General features: G+C 46.7%; 20 protein-coding genes. 10 read left to right on the top strand and 10 right to left on the bottom strand.

Annotated features, from left to right (window positions below; all coding sequences use genetic code 11):
• Positions 1 to 116: 116 nt before the first annotated feature.
• Positions 117 to 593, bottom strand: a complete 477-nt coding sequence (locus LJ740_RS19335) for a hypothetical protein (protein WP_229530771.1) — start codon at positions 591 to 593, stop codon at positions 117 to 119.
• 334 nt (positions 594 to 927) lie between these two features.
• On the opposite strand from LJ740_RS19335, the gene LJ740_RS19340 reads away from it, so the two are divergent.
• Together LJ740_RS19340 and LJ740_RS23355 are read left to right on the top strand one after the other, a co-directional pair.
• Positions 928 to 2,295, top strand: coding sequence for a sigma-54 interaction domain-containing protein (locus LJ740_RS19340; RefSeq protein WP_229530772.1), 1,368 nt, complete (start codon positions 928 to 930; stop codon positions 2,293 to 2,295).
• A 96-nt stretch (positions 2,296 to 2,391) separates the two neighbouring features.
• Entirely contained in the window at positions 2,392 to 3,585 is a 1,194-nt protein-coding gene (locus LJ740_RS23355) for an alpha/beta hydrolase (RefSeq protein WP_229530773.1), read from the top strand.
• 62 nt (positions 3,586 to 3,647) lie between these two features.
• Here LJ740_RS23355 and gdhA read toward each other — a convergent pair whose 3' ends face one another.
• From gdhA to LJ740_RS19370, 5 genes are read right to left on the bottom strand one after another with little or no spacing between them, the layout of a single operon-like run.
• Positions 3,648 to 4,982 (bottom strand): NADP-specific glutamate dehydrogenase, encoded by a 1,335-nt coding sequence (gene gdhA, locus LJ740_RS19350; protein WP_229530774.1) that lies wholly within the window; start codon positions 4,980 to 4,982, stop codon positions 3,648 to 3,650.
• Positions 4,983 to 5,039: 57 nt separating this feature from the next.
• Positions 5,040 to 5,894, bottom strand: coding sequence for a hypothetical protein (locus LJ740_RS19355; protein WP_229530775.1), 855 nt, complete (start codon positions 5,892 to 5,894; stop codon positions 5,040 to 5,042).
• A 19-nt stretch (positions 5,895 to 5,913) separates the two neighbouring features.
• Entirely contained in the window at positions 5,914 to 6,147 is a 234-nt protein-coding gene (locus LJ740_RS19360; protein ID WP_229530776.1) for a hypothetical protein, read from the bottom strand.
• 4 nt (positions 6,148 to 6,151) lie between these two features.
• A complete protein-coding gene (locus LJ740_RS19365; RefSeq protein ID WP_229530777.1) occupies positions 6,152 to 7,801 on the bottom strand; it encodes a diacylglycerol kinase family protein in 1,650 nt (549 codons plus the stop codon).
• Positions 7,802 to 7,987 (bottom strand): hypothetical protein, encoded by a 186-nt coding sequence (locus LJ740_RS19370; RefSeq protein ID WP_229530778.1) that lies wholly within the window; start codon positions 7,985 to 7,987, stop codon positions 7,802 to 7,804.
• Between the two features lie 218 nt (positions 7,988 to 8,205).
• Between LJ740_RS19370 and LJ740_RS19375 the strand changes: the two genes are divergently transcribed.
• The 6 genes from LJ740_RS19375 to LJ740_RS19400 all read left to right on the top strand — a co-directional run bounded on the left by LJ740_RS19375 (position 8,206) and on the right by LJ740_RS19400 (position 14,857).
• Complete coding sequence (locus LJ740_RS19375) at positions 8,206 to 9,396, top strand: MFS transporter (RefSeq protein ID WP_229530779.1); 1,191 nt, start codon at positions 8,206 to 8,208, stop codon at positions 9,394 to 9,396.
• A 165-nt stretch (positions 9,397 to 9,561) separates the two neighbouring features.
• On the top strand, positions 9,562 to 10,188 hold the full coding sequence (locus LJ740_RS19380; RefSeq protein ID WP_229530780.1) for a methylamine utilization protein: 627 nt from the start codon (positions 9,562 to 9,564) through the stop codon (positions 10,186 to 10,188).
• Positions 10,189 to 10,210: 22 nt separating this feature from the next.
• Positions 10,211 to 12,502, top strand: a complete 2,292-nt coding sequence (locus LJ740_RS19385) for a putative bifunctional diguanylate cyclase/phosphodiesterase (protein ID WP_229530781.1) — start codon at positions 10,211 to 10,213, stop codon at positions 12,500 to 12,502.
• 34 nt (positions 12,503 to 12,536) lie between these two features.
• On the top strand, positions 12,537 to 13,355 hold the full coding sequence (locus LJ740_RS19390) for a DUF3034 family protein (RefSeq protein ID WP_229530802.1): 819 nt from the start codon (positions 12,537 to 12,539) through the stop codon (positions 13,353 to 13,355).
• A gap of 5 nt (positions 13,356 to 13,360) precedes the next feature.
• Positions 13,361 to 13,777: a group I truncated hemoglobin gene (locus tag LJ740_RS19395; protein ID WP_229530782.1), complete on the top strand. Its 417-nt coding sequence runs from the start codon at positions 13,361 to 13,363 to the stop codon at positions 13,775 to 13,777.
• A 318-nt stretch (positions 13,778 to 14,095) separates the two neighbouring features.
• Complete coding sequence (locus LJ740_RS19400) at positions 14,096 to 14,857, top strand: substrate-binding periplasmic protein (protein ID WP_229530783.1); 762 nt, start codon at positions 14,096 to 14,098, stop codon at positions 14,855 to 14,857.
• Positions 14,858 to 14,927: 70 nt separating this feature from the next.
• On the opposite strand, the gene katG is transcribed toward LJ740_RS19400, so the two are convergent.
• Positions 14,928 to 17,186 carry a catalase/peroxidase HPI gene (gene katG / locus LJ740_RS19405; RefSeq protein ID WP_324255637.1) on the bottom strand — a complete coding sequence of 753 codons (2,259 nt, stop codon included), beginning with the start codon at positions 17,184 to 17,186 and terminating at the stop codon, positions 14,928 to 14,930.
• Between the two features lie 243 nt (positions 17,187 to 17,429).
• On the opposite strand from katG, the gene LJ740_RS19410 reads away from it, so the two are divergent.
• The gene (locus LJ740_RS19410; protein ID WP_229530784.1) at positions 17,430 to 18,305 is read left to right on the top strand and encodes a LysR substrate-binding domain-containing protein; all 876 of its coding nucleotides are present in this window, start codon (positions 17,430 to 17,432) and stop codon (positions 18,303 to 18,305) included.
• Between the two features lie 7 nt (positions 18,306 to 18,312).
• On the opposite strand, the gene LJ740_RS19415 is transcribed toward LJ740_RS19410, so the two are convergent.
• Entirely contained in the window at positions 18,313 to 18,786 is a 474-nt protein-coding gene (locus LJ740_RS19415; RefSeq protein ID WP_229530785.1) for a nuclear transport factor 2 family protein, read from the bottom strand.
• 18 nt (positions 18,787 to 18,804) lie between these two features.
• Positions 18,805 to 19,275: a DUF4442 domain-containing protein gene (locus LJ740_RS19420; RefSeq protein WP_229530786.1), complete on the bottom strand. Its 471-nt coding sequence runs from the start codon at positions 19,273 to 19,275 to the stop codon at positions 18,805 to 18,807.
• 67 nt (positions 19,276 to 19,342) lie between these two features.
• Here LJ740_RS19420 and LJ740_RS19425 point away from each other — a divergent pair, with 67 nt between their 5' ends.
• Positions 19,343 to 19,900: a DUF6942 family protein gene (locus LJ740_RS19425; protein WP_229530787.1), complete on the top strand. Its 558-nt coding sequence runs from the start codon at positions 19,343 to 19,345 to the stop codon at positions 19,898 to 19,900.
• On the opposite strand, the gene tcdA is transcribed toward LJ740_RS19425, so the two are convergent.
• Positions 19,893 to 20,681 (bottom strand): tRNA cyclic N6-threonylcarbamoyladenosine(37) synthase TcdA, encoded by a 789-nt coding sequence (tcdA, locus tag LJ740_RS19430; RefSeq protein WP_229530788.1) that lies wholly within the window; start codon positions 20,679 to 20,681, stop codon positions 19,893 to 19,895. The genes LJ740_RS19425 and tcdA overlap by 8 nt on opposite strands.
• Between the last annotated feature and the right edge of the window lie 125 nt (positions 20,682 to 20,806).

Here is a 20,806-nt window from a genome sequence, read left to right on the forward strand (position 1 = left end):
TGTTTTATTTACCTGACAGGTGCATAAAAATGCTATAACACTATTTAATGTGTCAGATTTGTTAAATCGCAAAGTAATGAAACGATTTTTTAAATCTCAATGACTGTCTTCCAGGCTCAGGATTCATCCAGCATCAGATGTTCCTGCCGATTTAACCTGTCTATTAACTGATCGTGACCCAATTGCAGTTGCGCGGTCATGTCAGATAAAACGTAACGCAGAAGTTTGTCCTGTTGCGGCGCAATGAGAGCGCGCAGCAAGGCGATGAATTGTCGGTGATATTTATTAGACTCCATCACCCACTGTGTGGTGGGGAGAGTGGGCAGCCGGCTCGCGCTGCTTTGGTACCAGTGCTCTATTTTTAGCAACTGCTGGTTTTGTTGTTTGTTGATGGCGATGCGATTTCTTTCAAAGGGCGTGATAGATTCGCAAGCGCGGTACAGCACTTTTGCCAGTGCCTGCATTTGATGCTTCAACGCATGTGCTGAAGCCCGGCTTGCTGCCTTGAGATAGAAGTTTCTGATCAGCGTGCAGGAATCTTGCAACTGTTTAACGAATATAAATTCAGTATTGTTCTTTATATTTTCAGTCATCCACACTCTTCCTCTTGAATTTTCTGAACTTAACCTGAAGGCTTTCAAACTTCGCGCCAGTTTTTATGTTCAATATTTGCCCGATTTTTATCGGGTTTTGTAAAATTTGAACTGGTTCACAGGAAATATTTACTGATTACTGTGTAAATTTTACATTTCAGGCACCATTAAACCGTTTTGCAATCAGCTTTTTTGTTAAAAACAACGTACTATGTGCCAAAGGGGACAAAATTTAGTACGACGGCTAAATTTTCAGGAAAATAAAGCAAAGCTTATGCCCAAAGTGAAATAAAGTTTGCCTGGGCAGCTAACTCGGACAGGTATCGGTGAAAAGATGAATTCAGACGCGTTTGTAAGACCCAAATTGATGTATAACGTGGGCGAGTCTGCGTTCGCTGAACAATTAGTTCAGTCATCAGAGTTTAAATCCTTTATTCAGGTTAAAGTGGAGTCTCGCTCGGATTGGATCGAGCAATTAAAGCTGGATGAATATCAACTGGTTATCTTGGATATTGAATCACAGCACGTTCAGGAACGTGAACTGAAAATCTGTTTGCAGGAAAGACTGTTTGAAAATACTGAATTTATCTTCCTGAGTCATGGTTTGCCCAATCCGGTGATAGATGAACTTATGGCCCTTGGTGCCGGTTATCACTTCCGTGAGCCTATCGAATTAGACGCTGTGACCGAATGTCTGGCTGATATCGCTGAAGATTTCGAAGAGCAGGCCAGTAATATTTCACAAACCCGCACCAGTGACATCGATCAATTTGGCCTGCTGGCCGGCTCCTCAAAAGTTATGCGCAAGCTGTATCGCACGCTGCGCAAGGTGGCCAAAACTGACATTAATGTATTTGTTATGGGCGAAAGTGGTTCAGGCAAAGAATTAGTGGCTAATACTGTGCATTTATTTAGTGAGCGAAGTGACGGACCTTTTGTGGCCGTGAATTGCGGAGCGATTAGCCCTGAATTAGTGGACAGTGAATTATTTGGCCACGTTAAAGGTGCGTTTACCGGCGCAGTTAAGGACCACAAAGGGGTTTTTGAACAGGCAGAAAACGGTACTTTATTTTTGGATGAAGTTACTGAAATGCCGTTGGAGCATCAGGTTAAGCTGCTGAGGGTATTGGAATCCGGTGAGTTTCGCCCGGTTGGATCAACCACACTGAAACATGCCAGGGTCAGAGTTATTGCCGCGACAAACCGCGATCCTGCCAGAGCGGTTGAAGAAGAAATTTTCCGTGAGGATTTGTATTACCGGCTGGCTCAGTTTCCTGTGCAGGTGCCGCCATTGCGCAACAGGGACTCTGATCTTGTGGGATTGGCGAGGCACTTTCTGGCCTATCGAAACAGCCACGAGGGCGCGGATAAACAAATTTCAGTGGATGCCCTACAAAAAATTACGCAGCACCAGTGGCCTGGGAATGTGCGGGAATTAAAACATACTATTGAACGGGCATTTATTCTGGCGAACGATACAATTGAGCCCGAGCATATTGTGTTACAGCAAATGCAATCTCCTGAGCCTGTAGAAACCGACACCGTACCCACCGGCGTCCCACTGGAAGAACTGGAGAAGCAGGCAATTCTCAATACCCTGAAGGAAAATGATGGCAATAAAACGGAAACCGCCGAGCAGTTGGGGGTGAGTGTCAAAACCCTGTACAACAAACTCGAAAAATATCAGGGTGACGCGGAGTAGGTATCCCTGATAAAGCTGCATACGAATTCATCTGATTTTATCTATTCCCCTGGCTAGACTCGGGTTCATTACCTTTGACACTGAGAAAAAATAGTAGTGAATTCACACTGGGGAACAAGGCTTCTGACGCTGATAATTTGCGCGGTGGCGTTGCAGGCACATGCCGAAGCGCATAGCGAACGACTTAAATTGATCTTTGATACGCCTGATAAGCAACCGGCAGACTATCGTATCAATGTAGCGGGTAGTTTTAATGAGTGGCAAATGAATACAGCCTCTCAAATGAACTGGGATGAATCAGAAAAGCGCTATCAGTACTCAGTGCCAAAAGGTCAAAGTTACATCAGTTTCAACTACTATAAAAATGGTGATTTTCAGAATCCATTGGCCACCAGGTTTGGTAAACCCAATACCTGCGGGTTTATTCTGCCACCAGATACTCAATCCTCATTCAAACCTGATTTTTATGGTTGGGCGAAAGACCCATCGAAGACGCCGCCAGAAACCATCGTGGGCAAACTGATCACCTTGACGGATTTTCCCATGCCTGAACTGAATCGCAGTGGTGATATCTACATACATTTACCGGAATCTTACCAGGAATCTTTTAACAAACGCTATCCAGTGGTTTACATGCTGGACGGACAAAACTTGTTTTCGGAATCCGCAGCTTACAGTGATGAATGGCAGGTGGATGAAACCGTCATTGCTGCTCAAATGGACATCATAGTGGTGGGGATTGCTAATGGTCCTGAGCGATGGAAAGAGTATAACCCCTGGGATGCTGTTAACTACAGGGGAGAGAAGATAAAAGGGCAGGGTGAAAATACCATTGGCTTTATTGAAAAGTCATTGAAGCCGTACATTGACAGCACATACAGAACGTTAACGTCTGTAGATCATACTGCGCTGATGGGGAGTTCGTTGGGGGGATTAATGGCATTATATGGGGCTATAGAACACAGTCAGACCTTTGGCAAAGTTGCCGCATTTTCACCGTCCTTTTCTTTTGCCACCACTGAAGGGCAATTGTTTTTGATGCCCGTACAAAGCAATCTGATCAATGCGGCAAAAAAGGCTTCGCCAACACCGGGTTTAAAGCTTTATTTCGATGTGGGCGAAGTGGAGTACGGTTCTTTTATATTGCTGGATTCTTTGCACAACGCCTTGTTATCTGCGGGGTTTGATTCGTCCCAGTTGCATATGGTGCAAGATAAGCTGGGCAGACACTGTGAATTGGATTGGTCAAAGCGTTTGCCCGGAGCACTACAGTGGTTGTTTCGCGAGTGACAGTTTGTTTAGAGCGTGTTGAACTGCAATAAAATTGTACCGCAAAGATCAACAGGCTCTGGTTAAACACCCTGCGCTATCATGGCTTCACCCAGGATTTTGAATGCCGCGATACTGGCTCCGCTGTGCAGATCTGGTTTTCCGTTTCTCTCAATAGCGTTGTCGGCGCATTGCCGATAGATGTTTTGCATGATGTCTTGCAGTTGTTCATCTATTGCATCGTAATCTAGTGGTGAAAACGTGGCATTCTGCGACATCTCAAGTGTGGATATGGCAACGCCCCCGGCGTTAGCTGCTTTGCCTGGAGCAAAATAGATGTCTTTGTCTTTTATCGCTTGCAGTGCTTCGTCAGTCAGGGCCATATTACTGCCCTCTACGATAACCTGACAGCCAGATTCAACCAGTTTCTCCAAATGCTCGAGGGTTAATTCATTTTGAGTAGCACATGGGATTGCGATATCGCAAGCCATTTGCCAGGCAGGGGAATCAGAGCGGTAATTTACATCAAACTCTTGCTCCGCACTTTCAAGCAGATTGTCGTGTTTATATTGGTTTTCCAGTAACCAGTTGATTTGCTCTTCCGTGAAGCCTGATTCGTTGGTGAGTAAACCTCGGCTGTTAGACAAGGTGATGACTTTGGCCTGCGCTTGAATTGCTTTAAGTGCTGCATGCAGCGCCACATTACCCGCACCCGAAATACAGACGGTTTTGCCTTCCAGTGTCTGCTCTTGCTCTTTAAGTAAACTCTGTAAAAAGTAAACAACGCCAAAACCTGTGGCTTCGGTACGCACATGACTGCCGCCAAAGTGACGGGATTTACCTGTAACCGCGCCTTCAAACTGGTTAACGATGCGTTTGTATTGCCCAAACAGATAGCCTATCTCTCTGAGACCGACATTAATGTCGCCCGCCGGTATGTCCCGGGCTGGGCCAATGTGTCGGTACAACTCCGTCATAAATGCCTGACAGAAGCGCAGGATTTCAGTATCGCTCTTGCCTTTTGGGGAAAAGTCCGCGCCACCTTTGGCACCGCCAATCGGCAGCCCGGTAAGGGCATTTTTGAAACTTTGCTCAAAAGCCAGTGCTTTTAAAGTATCAAGATTAACATCCGGGTGAAACCGCAAGCCCCCTTTGTAGGGACCAATCAAACTACTGTGTTGAACCCGCCAGCCGGTGTTTATCTGGACTACGTCTTGATCATCCAGCCAGCTGACGTTGAATTCAATAATGCGTTCCGGTAAGGCCAGCCGCTCAAACACCTTGTGCCGTGTAAAACTGTCGTTTTGCCCAAGAAAACCTCGTAGCGCAGAGGCTTCTTGTTTTAACACTGCCCCATAAGATGTTTGCGGGTTACTGCCTCCGGTACGTTGTTCAATAAAGGTGTCGATACTATTCACTTTGACCTCTTCGCTGCTGTTCCTTCACTTCTATGTAGAATCGCAGAATAGGATCAATCAGTTGCAGGCAAATAGCGGCACCGTGAGGTTGTTGAGCAATTGCTCCAGTTGTTTGCCATACACCATATTGTGCAGCACCGACCCTTGTTTTACGCCGGAGATAACAAGATCATAATTATCCTGCTGTACAACGCTTTCGATAGCAGCTGGCAGAGATTTATCATCGGGAGCACTGTGCACAGAAGTGATTCTCACGTCATGAGACTCCAGGTAAGAGGCCACTTCTTCCAACGCAACGATATCGTACTCTTCGCTGCCCTGAAAATCACAAAGAATGCCAGCCTGGCCTGAACGTTTAAGCAGTGGCAGGGCGCTCTTAAGGGTTCTTGATGCTTCTACACTGTTGTCCCACACCAAAATTGGCGCATTGAAAAATGCGTTTTCAGGAACGTGTTCAGGCATCACCATAACGGGGGCGCTAAGTGGTTGTTTGAAGTCGGGTAACAAGGATTTGAGTTTCACCTGATCAAACCCGTCGAACCAGCTGCGACTCAGGATCACCAGATCGTGTGTTAGGGACACAATCGACAGCTGTTCTTGCAGATTACCTGGCACAGTAAACCAGTGGAATTCTTCGTCTTTACCGGCTTTTTCTTTCAGTAAACTGCGCAGATTTTGCAAATCTTCTTTCACCAGTGATTTGCTATTTTTGGCGGCGTCAGGCACATAGGCCACCCCTTCCGGGGCCAGAATCAGGTCGGCGGTATTTTCGGGCATCGTTGCCAGTTCTGACTGGAAATAAACGCCGTGAACCCGATTGTTATCGTGATGTGCCAGGCTGTCTGCCCATGCAAGTCGCTGCAGGCAACTGTTGTCACTGCTAAGTTGCACTAATACGCTTCTGAAACACATAATCATTTCTCCTCTGCGGTTACCCTTGAAACCTTGCTTTTTTGAGTCGCAAAATTTCAGTATGTATTATAGCTTGCAAAATCAATGCTATTTCGTCATGTAAGGCCAAGTTGTTGATATTACTGGTTTTAATGTTTAATTTTGCAGCCTTGCAGCCTTGCAGCCGGTGTTTTTGATTTGTTGTGGGAATTTTACATAGCTGCCCTGAAAAATTTTCACGGCCACTAGCACCATCGGTCATTCCCTTTGACAAACCGTCATTCCACGCTTACCGGGGGCGACGGATTAGTCAGAATATTCAATTGCTTTTCCTGCACAGAAATGTCCAGTTCTGCGGCCTTTCTGATCTCGCCGTCAATGCTGTAAGTTATTGGACTTTCGCTTTTGATTTGTAAGCGTTTAACGTGTTGATGCTGGAATTTCCGGTTATCCGGCTGGTTAAACTCAGACAACAGAAGCTGCAGCATGCCGGTGACAATGTCATCGCTATTTTCCTTGTCCAGCCAGGTGATATCCAGTTTGCCATCCCGGGCATCGGGTTCTCCGCCGCCCTGAGCTAACAGGGTAAATACCGGTGCTGAATTGGCGATAACCAGACTATTGGTTTCCATTTCCTGCCATCCCTGACCGTCAAAGTTCGCCTGAAACTTGTGAAGTTCATTTTCACTTACGGCATGGAATAAACCGTTCAGATAAGCCAGTTGTCCAGACTGGTTTTTAGTTTCCCGATTTGCCAGTTCAATCATTCGGGACTCGAATCCGATACCCAGTACCAGGGTAAACAACTCTTCGTTACACAAACCAATATCAAAGGCTTCGGCATGACCCTGGATAATGGTTTCACATGCGGTTTTCACCGGCAGAGCTTTTGCTTTTATTCCCCAAAGGGCGTGACTCAGAGCATTAGTGGTACCCAGGGGGATTATCCCCATTTTGATTTTCGTGTGTCTGAGCGCTGCAGCCACCTCGTTAACGGTACCGTCACCACCCGCGGCAATAATGACGTCGGCACCGGATTCAATCGCGTGCTTTGCCAGTTGTTGACCATCCAATTCCTCACTGGTAGTTAACACGGATAATGCATAGTATTTTCCCAGGGTTTCGCAAATTTCTTTGCGATGCTCTGGCCACTTTCCGCCACCGGAAACCGGATTGGCGATAATCCATGCATTGGGATAAAGGGTGACTTTTTTGCTGCTATGAATGTTTTCCAGTGACCGCAATTGCGCCATATTCAGTCCGGCTGTTTTGCGAATGGCATTGATCTCGTTTAAAACATCTCTGACGGTTTTGTCTTTGTCTAACATCAGTAAATAGGCTGCCAGCAGAAATACTGAGCGTCCCCGACCCAGGGCACAATGGATCACCACATTTTTATTACTGGCCCGTTGCCCGTGTATCCAGTTGACCGCATGTAATACGTCGTTTGGTTTCGGAGACTGATGATCCAAAACCGGGACATTGAGGTAGGCCATATCGGCCTGTTCCGCAGACCAGTGCAGGGCATCGAACTCACTGGTGGCGTCTAATATGGCGCTAATTTTCAGGGATTTTAAGGTTTCAAGATCCGATGGCGTTAGCCGCCGTGCTAAAAACAGGCCCGGTTTGATTTCCTGGACTGCAGGGGTTTTATCGCGGAGCCTCACAAAGCGATTGTACAAATTAGCGGCGGTCAAAAAGGGCCAGAAAAGCCACACGATAACACCAGGAATGCGTCCATCGTGGTTTTTTCTGAAAATCTGAGGTTGCTTAAACAGGTAGGCACTGGCCACCAGAGACACCGACGTCGCTGACCACAACAACAGAGCTTTCGCCAGCCACTGCTCTGTTAACAGGGTTAATAGCCACAGCAGCAGCGCGACAGCGGTATAGTAAAGGCTAAAAGGTCGGCTTTTTGGGGTTTTCACTTATTCCTCCTGATAACGTTTGGCTTGCATTCTGTTCACCAGCGAAGTCGTGGCCTGTGTCACAATCCTGGTCGCCACGACACTCAGTAAAAAGCAGCAAATCAGCTTTTTAACGGTTTCTGAAGGCCCCTGTATAATCAGGGCCCACAAGCTCAGTATGGTGATGATGACGACAATTTCGGTCACAGTACCTCCTCAGTGAATATGCTTATACGGTGCTTTGTATAAAACGGGTTTAATCCTGGTTTTCCGTGATGAAGTAGAATAGGCAATTCTCAGACCATATGTAAAAATAATTAAAAATCATGGGTTTATATTTAATATGAACTAAAATACGGTGGTCTCGTATGTAAAGACTTCACTAAACTGAAAATTTTTCACATGACTGGCTTTGGTTAATAAGCGTGGCAAAAAAATCGCAGTTCATTTTGTTTTTGGCGCAGATAAACAATAAATTGATTGATTTATTGGTGTCGCCGAAAACGACGTTACCCTGGTTACTGAATTCGGTCCCCGGGGCAGGCTGGGTTTTGCCATTTTTAGCACCGCTACGGGAGTCAGGCTCGATGCTGCCGCAATGGTGGATAAAGCGATCAGCGATTGGTACACACCAGCGCCGCGACTATGGCTGGCGACTGGGTATGGTCATTCAGTTACTTGGTCTTTTGGGTTTTTGCTTCAGCGTTTTTTTCACGTCTGGTAGCTTTGTAGCGGCCGGACTTTTAATGTCGCTGGCAGTATTAAGTGCAGGGCGCGCCTTTACCTCGGTGTTCAGCAAGGACATTCAGGCTGAGTATGTTGCTAAACGAGTTCGCGGCCGGTTTACAGGACTGGTATCAACAGTCTCAGGTGGACTGAGTATCGGCCTCGCATTGTTACTGATCACTGGTCTGTTCATGGAGAATCGCTCTATGGTGGCCTGGAGTTTTGTCTTTCTGTGTGGTGTTGTCGCCTGTACCTTACTGCTGAGTTTTCCGCTTACCTGCAAAAGAGAAATTGAACAACAGCAGCCCACATCCTTGCTGGCACAATTTCAGGAAAACCCACTATTAACACATATGGTGCTAAGCCGCTGTTTATTGCTACACGCCATGTTAGCTATTCCCTTTATCGGCTCCAGCCTTGGCGCAGAGCAAGGCATTAACATTGGCTGGTTAATTTTGGTTTCAGGCATAGCGTCACTGACAGCGTCTTATATCTGGGGTGTTTTTTCCGACCGGGAGGTGATCAAAACGCTGGCGCTATCTGCTTCATTATGCCTGGTGGTTTTGTGGATCTTTGCAGTGTTTTTGCAATCATTGTCGCAGTCGATGCTACTGGGGGGCTTTTATTTGTTGTTAGTGGGCTACGATGGCGTTCGTATCGGCAGAAAAACCTTATTGCTCAATGCCACTACCGACGACAACCGCCTGGCGTTTGTCGGTGCCGGAAACACCTTTGTTGGTGTTTTTTTGCTGGTGAGCGGTGGCGTGTTGAGCGTGCTTTATACCTATCTGGGGACGCAAATAATGTGGTATATGTTGCTTTGTTTGATGTTTGGGATAGTGCATTTATTTAAATTAAACAAGCCCTTACAAGGTGCTGTAAGCGCATAAGCCGGTGATAATCGCGAACAAATATTGGTAATTGCACTGACAATAACCTAGCATTTGTAACAAATCGGATTATCTGGCGGAGCCTGATGTTTTGGCTTACGGCTTCATAAATGAACAAGGGTTATAACAGGGCCTTTTACAACAACACAGATAGCATGGGGGTTTATGAAGTTACGTAATCTGATACTACTGATTTTTTTAATACTATCGGGCAAGTTACTGGCCAAAGATGTCAAAGTGATGGATGGTGCGGGTAAGCCTGTGGCGTCTGTGGTGATTAGTTGGTCATCCTCCTCCCATACATCACCGTCCTCTGAGCCGGTTATTGTGGATCAGGTTAACCGGGCTTTTGTCCCCCATATTAGTGTTATTACCGCAGGACAAAGTGTGGACTTTCCCAACAGTGATAACATACGACACCACGTTTATAGCTTCTCCGAAAGTAACCCTTTTGAAATTAAACTGTATCGCAACCGTCCGGTGGAGCCGATTTTGTTCGCCAATTCCGGGATTGTCGCACTGGGCTGCAACATCCACGACCAAATGATTGGTTATATTTATGTTGCTGCACCCAATGAAACGGCGGTACTGACTGATGAAAATGGTATCGCGACTATTCCGGAGATTGAATCTGTTCAATATTGGCACCCGCGCATGTCACTTGCGGCTACACAGGTGAACAGCGTGCAGCTGTCTGACGAAAATCCGATGATTATCGTATTAGACTTGCTTCCGGCTCCTGAAGAAGAAAAGTCTGCAACCTTTGGTTCGGCTACCTTTGGCAGTAATTAATTCCAAATCGCAGCAAAGGCCGATGGTCTTTAGCCTGCTGAAAGTGATCACTGCGGTACTCTTGTTGACAGCAATTGCGATTATGTACGTGCTGGCGTCGACCCTCAGTACTCACGCCAAAAAGCAATTGCAGTCTGATTTACAATTGGTTCAGTCTGTCATCGAACAGGTTGTGCAACGGGAACAAAAGTCACTATTTACTTCGGCATCGGTGCTTTCCAAAGATTTTGGCTTCAGACGTGCGGTTGCCACCAAAGACGCCCCGACGATTGCCAGTGTTTTGCAAAACCACGGTAGTCGGGTTAATGCTGATTTGGCGTTGTTGATGCAACTGGACGGTGTTTTATTAGCCTCTTCAAAAACGGAGCATCTGAGCGACGGTAGTTTCAATAATCCGTCGTTATTACAGGAAGCCATCGCTAACAGAGGAGCCTCTGCCTATATCGTTTTTGAGGAAAACTTGTACCTGGCGTTTTTGATGCCAGTGATGGCGCCTACACCCGTTGCAGTCACCCTGTTTGGGGTAAAATTGGAACAGGGTTTTCTGAAAGAATTACAAACTCTGGCGCAATTGCAGTTGTCCATGACGGTACAGAGTGACACTCACCAGCAATTGTATTTTCAGACGGATCAGAACCAGCAGGATTGTATTTCGCAGGCAGCTCTTACCCTAAGCAGCACCTTGTTTTATTCAGCCGGAGCTACCTGCATTTCCACTTCTTTTGAGTTGAGCAACAGTCATGGTACTCAGATAACGGTGTCTGTTTATGACCAACTTAGCAAACTTTTTGCTGATTTTTTTAAGTTGCAATGGTCGGTTATAGTGACCATTGCATTGGCCATTGGTGCGTCTTTATTTTTAACTGCCTGGTTAACCCGAAAAATCACAGCGCCACTTAGCGTGTTGGCAAATAAGGCACAAATTGTATCCGGTGGGGATTACTCCGAGCTGGTATTACAACAAGTACATTCCAGAGAAGTTGAAGAGCTGCACCAGTCATTTAATAACATGATCAGTGCAGTACAAAAACGTGAGGCGCAAATTCGGCATCAGGCTGAGCATGACAATCTGACCCATGCATTTAATCGTATGAAAATAGCGGAGCTGTACGAAGGTCGCGCTCAAAACGGTGAAGTTTTTAGTGTTATCGCCGTCAATCTGATCGATTTACGTTCAATTAACGATGTGTTTGGTTACCACGTCGGTGACTATGTCATTAAAACGATGGCAGAACGCATGATGGCATTTGAGGGCGAGGTTGCCCGTCTCGACGGTGGAACCTTTCTGTGGTTAGCGCCTGATGCGCAAACAATGTCGGCCCTTGATGAACTAAAGTCGACACTGGAAGATGCGCCTGTGTATAACGATGTTACTGTCCCCATCAAGATTTCAATGGCGCACTTGCGATGCCCGGACGACTCACAAAATTTTAACTCACTCATCAAGCGCATAAATATGGTGTTGGATGAAGCAAGAGCAACGGATGTGCCCATCCTGATATTTCATCCAGACGTTGAACAACAATACAGCCGTAAACTGCAAATTGTTACCCAGTTAAAACGTGCCCTGGCGGACCCAGATAAAGAATTCAAAATGGTGTATCAGCCGAAATTTGAAACGACAACACAAACGGTGACAGGCGCGGAGGCACTGATCCGCTGGATCAACCCCGAACTCGGTTTTGTGCCGCCGGATGAATTCATTGGTATTGCTGAACAGGCCGGACTGATATTTGATATTACTGATTGGGTAGTAAAGCGCGTTGCAAAAGACTGCAAAACACTCTGGCAGGCAGATATTCCTATTACTGTTGCCGTCAATTTGTCCACCCGTGACATTATGCGGGAAGAAATTAATCAACTGATATTAGCGGCTTTAGCTCAGCGACACCTGCCGGTTGAGGCCTTTTCCTTAGAAGTAACAGAAAGTGATTTAGTCAGCAATCAGGAAAAGGCCACCAGCAACCTGAGAATGCTCAGAGAGTCTGGTTTTTCTGTCGCCATTGATGATTTTGGCACCGGGTATTCTTCGCTGTCCTATTTAAAAAATCTGCCGATCAATATTCTGAAAATTGATAAGAGTTTTGTTCTGCATCTGGCAGACAACGAAGAAGATCAAAGCATTGTTCAAACCACATTGCTGTTGGCAAAAAATCTCGGGCTGGATGTTGTGGCCGAAGGAATTGAAGACGCGGCGTCCCTGAAATTACTGACTGATTGGGGTTGTCGCTGGTGTCAGGGATACTACATCAGCAAACCCGTCGATTTGGCCGATTTTATTAACTGGTTTAAAGAGCGACAACAAGATGACTAAACGCAATAAAACCATCATTGTTAACGCTGTGGTCATGGCCGCGGCAATGATATTAAGCCCCGTTGGCATGGCTGCCACCGGTAAACTCATTGGTACAGCCGGACTTAATATGATTGAAGGAAGTGGTGGTGGAGGCATCGTTCCCTGGGCTACACTGGCAGGTTACGATAGCCAGGATCAGACCTCAGCCAATGCTTTTTACACGCAAGTGAATGTCGATGATTTTCGCCTTGATGTGCTGGGAGCCAGTGTCTCCCTGTACGACAGGGTTGAATTCAGTGTTGCTCAACACCGGTTCGACGTTGAGCCTCTGTCAACTGAGATTAAACAAGATATATATGGCGTCAAATATCGGGTTTATGGCGATGTGGTATACAGCCAGTGGCCGCAGATTAGTGTGGGTGTGCAATATAAAAAGCTGGACGATGGCGCTATTGCGGCCGCGGTGGGTGCGGAGGATGCAGAAAGCGGCACCGACTTTTATGTTGCGGCCACTAAAGTGCATCTGGGGGCTTTTTGGGGCTACAACATGGTGTGGAATACCACACTACGAGCAACCAAAGCCAACCAAACCGGTTTGCTGGGTTTTGGACATGTAGACGACGATGACTATGACCTGATGTTTGAAGGCTCCTTTGGTGTGCTGCTTTCCCGCCATTTGGCGATTGGCGTGGAATACCGGCAGAAGCCTGATAACCTGGGGTTAGGGGAGGACGACTGGAAAGATATCTTCATTGCCTGGATACCGTCAAAGCAGGTGAATGTAACTTTAGCCTACGCAAAACTGGGCAGTATTGCGGGAATTCCTGACCAAAATGGTCTGTATCTCTCTATCAACGGACAACTTTGGTGATAGCCATGAAAAAAATACTATGTACCTTGTTACTGCTGACTATTTTCGGTTGCGCCAGCACTTCGACAAGCCTGTATCAGCAACTGGGAGGGGCGCCTAAAGTGGCGGAAATCGTGGACAATTTTATTGCAGAAATTGAAGGCGATGAAATTATGCTCAGTTACTTCAAGGGGTCAGACATTGGCCGTTTCAGAGAAAAACTCAATGAGCACTTGTGTTTTCTGACCGGTGGCGGATGTCAGTACACCGGTGATTCTATGGTGGATGTGCACACAGGCATGAATCTCAATGAAAGTGACTTTAACCACGGCGTTGATTTGTTTATTGCCGCGATGACCAGGGCAGATATTCCGCATCCTCTGCAAAATAAGGTACTGGCGGTAATGGCGCCAACCCGAGATGAAATGTTGTATCTGCAATAAACCAGGTAAAACGTCCAACGCTACGGCAACTTACATCACCAGACCGCCGTTGGTGTCAGGATTCAGGCCATACGTCACAAACCGGGTTTATGGTTTGTCGCAATTACGTATAGTGATTGTGCAGGCGTAGTGAACCTGCGTGCACAAAGTGCGTCTCCCTGGAAAGGTGGGTCTCCACCTTTCCCCCTCCACCTCTTCTTCGCGTTATGCTGTTCAATTTCCGGTTTTTCCGCTTTTTTACTGGCAAGTTTTAATGTCAGTATTATGATTGTAATGAGCGTCGTTCGTATTACAGGGTGTTAAGTGGGTATCAGGAAGGTGAAATTACAAGTATTGGCGTTGCTGGCAGTTTTGCTGACAATGCTTAATATAAAAGCACAGTCTGCTGAGATAAATGTCGTCACAGAGTTATTTTATCCTTACCAGCAAGTGGATGAAGATAATCAGCTGAAAGGGTACAGCGTTGAAGTGGTTGAGCAGTTAGCCAGAATGACGGGCGATGCGCTGGATATTCAAATTTTACCCTGGGCGGTCGCTTATCAGGTTGCGCTGGAAACACCTGACACCATGATTTTTTCCATTGGCAGAACACCCGAACGGGAAGCATTGTTTGCCTGGGTTGGTAGCCTTGCTACTGAGTCTTTGCATTTTTGGGCGCTTTCTCAGTCTGGAGTCATTGAGTCCGACAGTCTCAGTGATTTTCGTCAATATCGTATCGCCGTCGTTAAGGAAGCCACAACTCACCAGCTATTGCGCGCCAGTGGTTTCGAAAAACTGTATATCATGGGCGGCAGTGAAAGTAATGTTAGCGAAGCCAACCGGATTAACATGCTTATCAAAAACCGTGCAGATATCATTATTGCCGCGGAAACGGCGATGTTACCAGCGTTGAAACAATTGCGTCTGCCAGCGACTTATTTAGTTCGGGTGCATCGGGCGCGCGAACTGGACAGTGAGTTATCGTTGGCGTTCAGTAAGGATAGCAATCCGGTACTGGTGGGGCGTTATCGCGAAGCACTTCTGCAATTAAGAGAATCTGGGCAAATGCAACAAATCCAAGCCCGTTGGGGGATAAACTAAAATAGCGTTTGTATAAAAAAGCAGATCACATTGCTGTGATCTGCCGTGGTATTTACTCTACTATTTGGTGTTACTTCAGATCAAACCGATCTGCCTGCATGACCTTGACCCAGGCTTTAACAAAGTCATTCACAAAACGCTCTTTACTGTTGTCAAACGCGTACACTTCTGCAACAGCACGCAGTTCTGAACTGGAACCAAATATCAGGTCAACCGGAGTAGCGGTATATTTAACTTCACCTGATTTTCGATCCACACCTTCGTAAACATGACCTTCGTCTGCTTTTCGCCATTGCGTGGACATATCCAGCAAGTTAACAAAAAAGTCATTGCTCAGAGTGCCAGGATTAGCGGTTAGTACGCCGTGTCGGCTGCCATCTGAATTGGCATCCAGTGCTCTTAATCCACCTACCAGCACTGTCATCTCTGGCACGGTCAGGGCTAACTGATCGGCTTTATCCACGAGTGCTTCAGTGGGGGATTTGTAGTAACCCGGCTCGTAATAATTGCGGAATCCATCGGCATGAGGCTCAAGGAACGAGAATGAATTCTCATCCGTTTGCGCCTGAGTGGCATCTCCACGACCGGGCACAAAAGGTACAGTCACCTTAAATCCGGCGTCATTTGCCGCTTTTTCGATTGCCGCGGCACCGCCTAATACAATCAGATCCGCCAGTGACACCTTGGTGCGTCTGCCATTAAATTCTTGTTGAATCTCCTGTAATTTACTCAGCACTTTCTGTACTTCGGCCGGGTTGTTAGCGGCCCAGTCTTTTTGAGGGGCCAGCGCGATTCTGGCACCATTGGCACCACCACGCATGTCGGAATCCCGGTAAGTTGATGCCGATGCCCAGGCAACTCTCACTAACTCTGAAACCGACAACCCGGCGTTGAGAATCTCTTTTTTCAGTTTCTTCACATCGCGCTCAGAAACCAGTTTGTAATCCGGTGCGCTGATGGGGTCCATCCAGAGATGCTCTCCTTGCGGAATCTCCGTACCCAGGAAGTTGGCTTTTGGTCCCATGTCACGGTGGGTTAGTTTGTACCAGGCTTTGGCAAACGCCAGTCGGTATTCTTCCGGGTTGGCACGAAAACGTTCTGCAATTTTGCGATACTCCGGATCGAATTTCAGGGCCAGGTCTGCTGTGGTCATCACCGGTGGGTTAAACTTACCCTTAATGTGAGCATCAGGAACTGATTTGTGTAAGGATTCGTCGGTGGGTACCCACTGAATGGCACCGGCAGGACTGCGGGTTTGTTTCCACTCAAACTTCAACAGGTTTTCCAGATACAATGAAGTCCAACGAGTAGGGGCTTGTGTCCACGCACCTTCCAGTCCACTGGTTACTGTATCTTCAGAATGTCCTTTACCACATTTGTTTTTCCAGCCGAAACCTTGTTCTTCAACAGGGGCAGCGCCAGGTTCAGCACCTACGCACTCAGATGCCTTGTGCGCACCGTGCATTTTACCGAAGGTGTGACCACCGGCGATCAATGCCAGGGTTTCTTCGTCATTCATAGCCATGCGGCCAAATGATTCTCTGATATGTTGCGCAGAACCTAGTGGATCGGGTTTGCCACCGGGACCTTCCGGGTTAACGTAAATAAGGCCCATATGAACGGCGGCCAGAGGCTTTTTCAACTTGCCATCTGTGTCTCTTCGGTCACTGGCCAGCATCTCAACTTCCGGACCCCAGTAAACCATGTCTGGCTCCCAGTCGTCGTCGCGACCTGCGGCAAATCCGTAGGTTTTAAATCCCATGTTCTCCAGAGCAACATTGCCCGCCAGAACGATTAAATCACCCCAGGAAATGTGCTCGCCGTATTTCTGTTTTACTGGCCACAATAACCGTCTGGCCTTATCCAGGTTGCCGTTGTCTGGCCAACTGTTTAATGGGTCAAACCGCTGCTGACCGCCGCCAGCACCACCGCGACCATCGTGAGTACGATAAGTTCCTGCTGCGTGCCATGTCATGCGGATAAAGAAAGGTCCATAGTTGCCCCAGTCTGCCGGCCACCAGTCTTGTGAGTCGGTCAATACCGCGTCGATATCCGCTTTTAATGCCGCCATATCCAGCTTGCTGAACGCCGCCTTGTAATTGAAGTTATCGCCCAATGGATTAGAGCGCGCGTCGTGGTCCCTAAGGGCGGACAAATCCAGTTGGTCAGGCCACCAAAACAGATTTGATTTCGCCTGATTTGGCGCAACCTTGCCCATGCCAACCGCTCCACCGGGTTTACTGGACTCGGCAGCTAGCGCCGCCTGCGAAAAAGAAAGTGCGATGACAGTTGCCAACGCGGTATTTTTAAACAACCTGGACGTATTCATATACTATTCCTCATGTGGGTTTGACGACCAAGATTTCGTCGGGTCATTACAATTGTTTTCGAATAAGAAAGCTAAAAATTACATTGTCGTTTTTGATACCGATTTTGTTCGGGATAGGATCCACAAAACAAAATTAATATTAGGCATTTCCTATTGTTTTAAGCCTATCAATTAATTATTCTTCCGTAGAATCGTTTGTTTCTATGGAAATGATAGGTAATACCTTTTAATTATAGGAGTCTTATGAATATTAAGGATCTGCAGTATTTTTTAGCCGTTGCTGACCTGGAACATTTTGGTCAGGCTGCAGAACAATGCTACGTCAGTCAGCCAACATTAAGTGGACAGATTAAAAAACTGGAAGAGCAATTGGGGGTGGTGCTGTTTGAACGTACCAATCGCAGAGTGATGCTGACCGAAACTGGTGCGCAGATTGCTGCCTATGCCAGACGCGTAATGAGTGAGATTGAATCTATTCAGGAAATTGCTGAAAGTTCCAGAGATCCGCTGGCCGGCAAGTTCCGCCTTGGGGCTTTTCCCACCTTAGCCACTTATGTTTTTCCGGAAATCGTGACAAAAGTAAAAGCCGCGATGCCGAAATTGCGGCTTATTTTGATAGAAGATAAAACCCTGTATTTAATGGAAAAGTTACGCCACGGTGAGATTGATGCGGCCTTGTTGGCACTGCCGGTTCACGATGATTTTCTGACGTCTGAATTATTGTTTGAAGATGAATTTTGTCTGGCAGTGGCGCCGGATCACAAATTAGCCACCCGGGAAACCGTTGACCAAAAATGTCTGAAAAAGCACAAGTTGTTGCTGCTGGAAGAAGGGCATTGTTTACGCGACCAGTCACTGGAGATTTGTGAACGCCAGGGGCTTGCCGAAGAGCAGGACTTTCGAGCGACAGGATTAGAAACACTGCGGCAAATGGTGAAAGCCGGTACCGGTATCACCTTTATGCCGAAAATTGCTGTACAGGAGAACGAGTCGGGCATTAAATACGTGCCATTTTCGCCCCCGGTACCTAAACGTGCAATTGGTCTGGTTTGGCGCAAAACATCCGCCCGCAAAGACGTGATGGAAAAGCTGGTGGAAACCTTAAAAAATCCTCTGTGAACCTGTTTCAGGATTTCTGTTGTTCGCAATACTTGTGTAGGCTGGCGTTAGCCATAGTTGAGACTTTTTGGCGCAACATTGGTGTCCAGCCCAGCACCAAACCCACCGGTCCTAAGGCCATTTTGCTCCAGCGCCAGAAATTAAAACTGTCTACATGCTGGATTATTTTGCCATCTTCGAACAAAAAGCTGGCCTGAATTTTATTGTGCACACGTCTGCCGGTTCGGGAGAAATCATAACTGGCTTGCCAGTTGGCGGAGCCCGACATGCCATCAGCGGTCACATCTGAATACGTTAATTCAAAATTCTGGGCCTGTGAGCAAAGCATGCGCCACATATTTGCGGCCATTTCGCCTTTTAAGTCAGGAAAGGCCGGATCACTAAACTCAATGTCCGGATGGTAACAAGCGGCCATGCCCTCGGCATCCAGCTTTTGAAAAGATTGATAGAAACTGTGAATGATTTGCTCGTTATTGTGCATATTGTTCCTCACCAAAAATTAAAAGCGGGCTCTGTCGTTTAGACGTTTTTTTATATACAGCGTCTTTTTTATTGTACAGATCGTGTTTTGTTGTTCATCAACCACGTTTACTTCATAACAGGGCAGATATTTCTCACCTGCAGCCGTGTTTTGGTGGATGTCTTCAAGCATCTTATCAGTAATGTGAAACTCGGCAATAACTTTCCCGGTACCGGGTTTGACAAAATCTATTTCAGTACTTTTATCCCAAACGGTGTACTCTTTTCCCAGAATATTCATTAGCATGAGCATGTAATGGGGATCTGTCATGGAGAACAAACTGCCACCAAAATGTGTGTTAACCGCATTGCGGTTATACCATCGCAGTGGCATAACAACACGACAATAACGCCAGTCCTGGCTGTACTCTTCTACTTTGACACCAGCACCAATATAAGGACCAAACAAATAGTTCAGCAAAAATTTGAGTTTACCTGGGGAGATTTTCATGCATTATTATTTCAACTTGTCCGACCAGTTTTTGATTATGCTAACTTTTTTTGTTTAAACAAGCGCAATGAACAAGATAAATGTAAAAAATTATGGATTGGGCGATGTTAACGCCATTTTCAGGGTTTATATCGGCAATATTCCCGACTATCAGGATGTCACTATGTTGGATACTGTCAGGGCATTGCACCCGGGAGAGATAAAAGCCATTGGTGATCAATGCGGTAATGGCTGGCGAAAAGTGTTCAACGTCTATGCCAAGCTGGTGTATGCCCTCAGGATGCAGCAACACATTCTCTCGGATGACTTTGACAGCTGGCAAACATGGCGTGATAAACAGTTATTACAAGCGCACTCTGACACTGTTTTGCTGTTCTCTGCACCAGACCTGCGAACCATCAACCCTGCCCATATTCATATTGTTATGGGCAAAACCTGGGCCCGTGATTGCGGATTAAATGTCGGATTTACCTGGCTGAACCACGAGTTTGCCGTGCATTCAACGTTGCCGGTGGTGATATGTCCCTATTTTGATTATCGGCAGCTCAGCAATCAAAAGATTGTGTTTTTGTGCGAGCTGCTCGAACCAAGGATCAGAGGCTGTTGTTCTGCCATGGTTATTTAACCAGTGGGAAATGCTTTTCAATGAGTTTATTCAGTACCCGGGAAGCCGTGATCAAACCAAAAGTGGCTGTAACGGTAACGGCAGCACCAAAGCCGCCACTACAATCCAGCTTTACCCCACCAGTCATCTGTTTGGCATAGCTGACATTGCCCTGCGCATCCGGATAGCGCAGTTGTTCAGTGGAATAAACACATTCTACTGAAAAACGTCGTTTGGGATTTTGGCTAAACCCGTAGTAGCGGCGCAGGAAGGCGCGCAGTTTTGCGGCAAGGGGATCTTGTTTGGTTTTAGCCAGGTCACCAACGGTGATCTGCGTTGGGTCCACCTGACCACCGGCGCCTCCTACGGTAATAATGGGCATCTTCTGACGTTTACAATGATTAATCATCGCCGCTTTGGCTTTTACACTGTCAGTTGCATCCACCACGTAGGCAAAATCTTTAAGGTGTTCAGTTACATTTTTATCAGTGACAAAATCCATCACAGCCTGTACTTCACAGTCTGGATTGATCAGTTTGATGCGCTGGGCCATCACATCAACTTTGTTTTGTCCGACGGTAGTGCTCAATGCGTGAATTTGCCGGTTGGTATTGGTGACGCAAATGTCATCCAGGTCAATCAGGGTTAATTTGCCAATACCGCTTCTGGCCAGCGCCTCTGCTGTCCAGCTGCCCACGCCGCCAATACCTACAACACACACATGTGCCTGGCGTAAAAAAGCCAGTTGTTGCTGGCCATACAGGCGTTCGATACCGCCAAATCGCTGACTAAAAAGATCCATGATTACTGCACCGGAAAACAAAGAGGCGGTATTCTAACCAGTTATTACAGTTTTGCAAAAATCACTGTTGGCAATTAGCATAATCGTGGATATAACAGCGCCTGATGGCAGAGATAAAGGAAAGA

Source organism: Planctobacterium marinum (assembly GCF_020687805.1).
Classification (GTDB): Bacteria; Pseudomonadota; Gammaproteobacteria; order Enterobacterales; family Alteromonadaceae; genus Planctobacterium; species Planctobacterium marinum.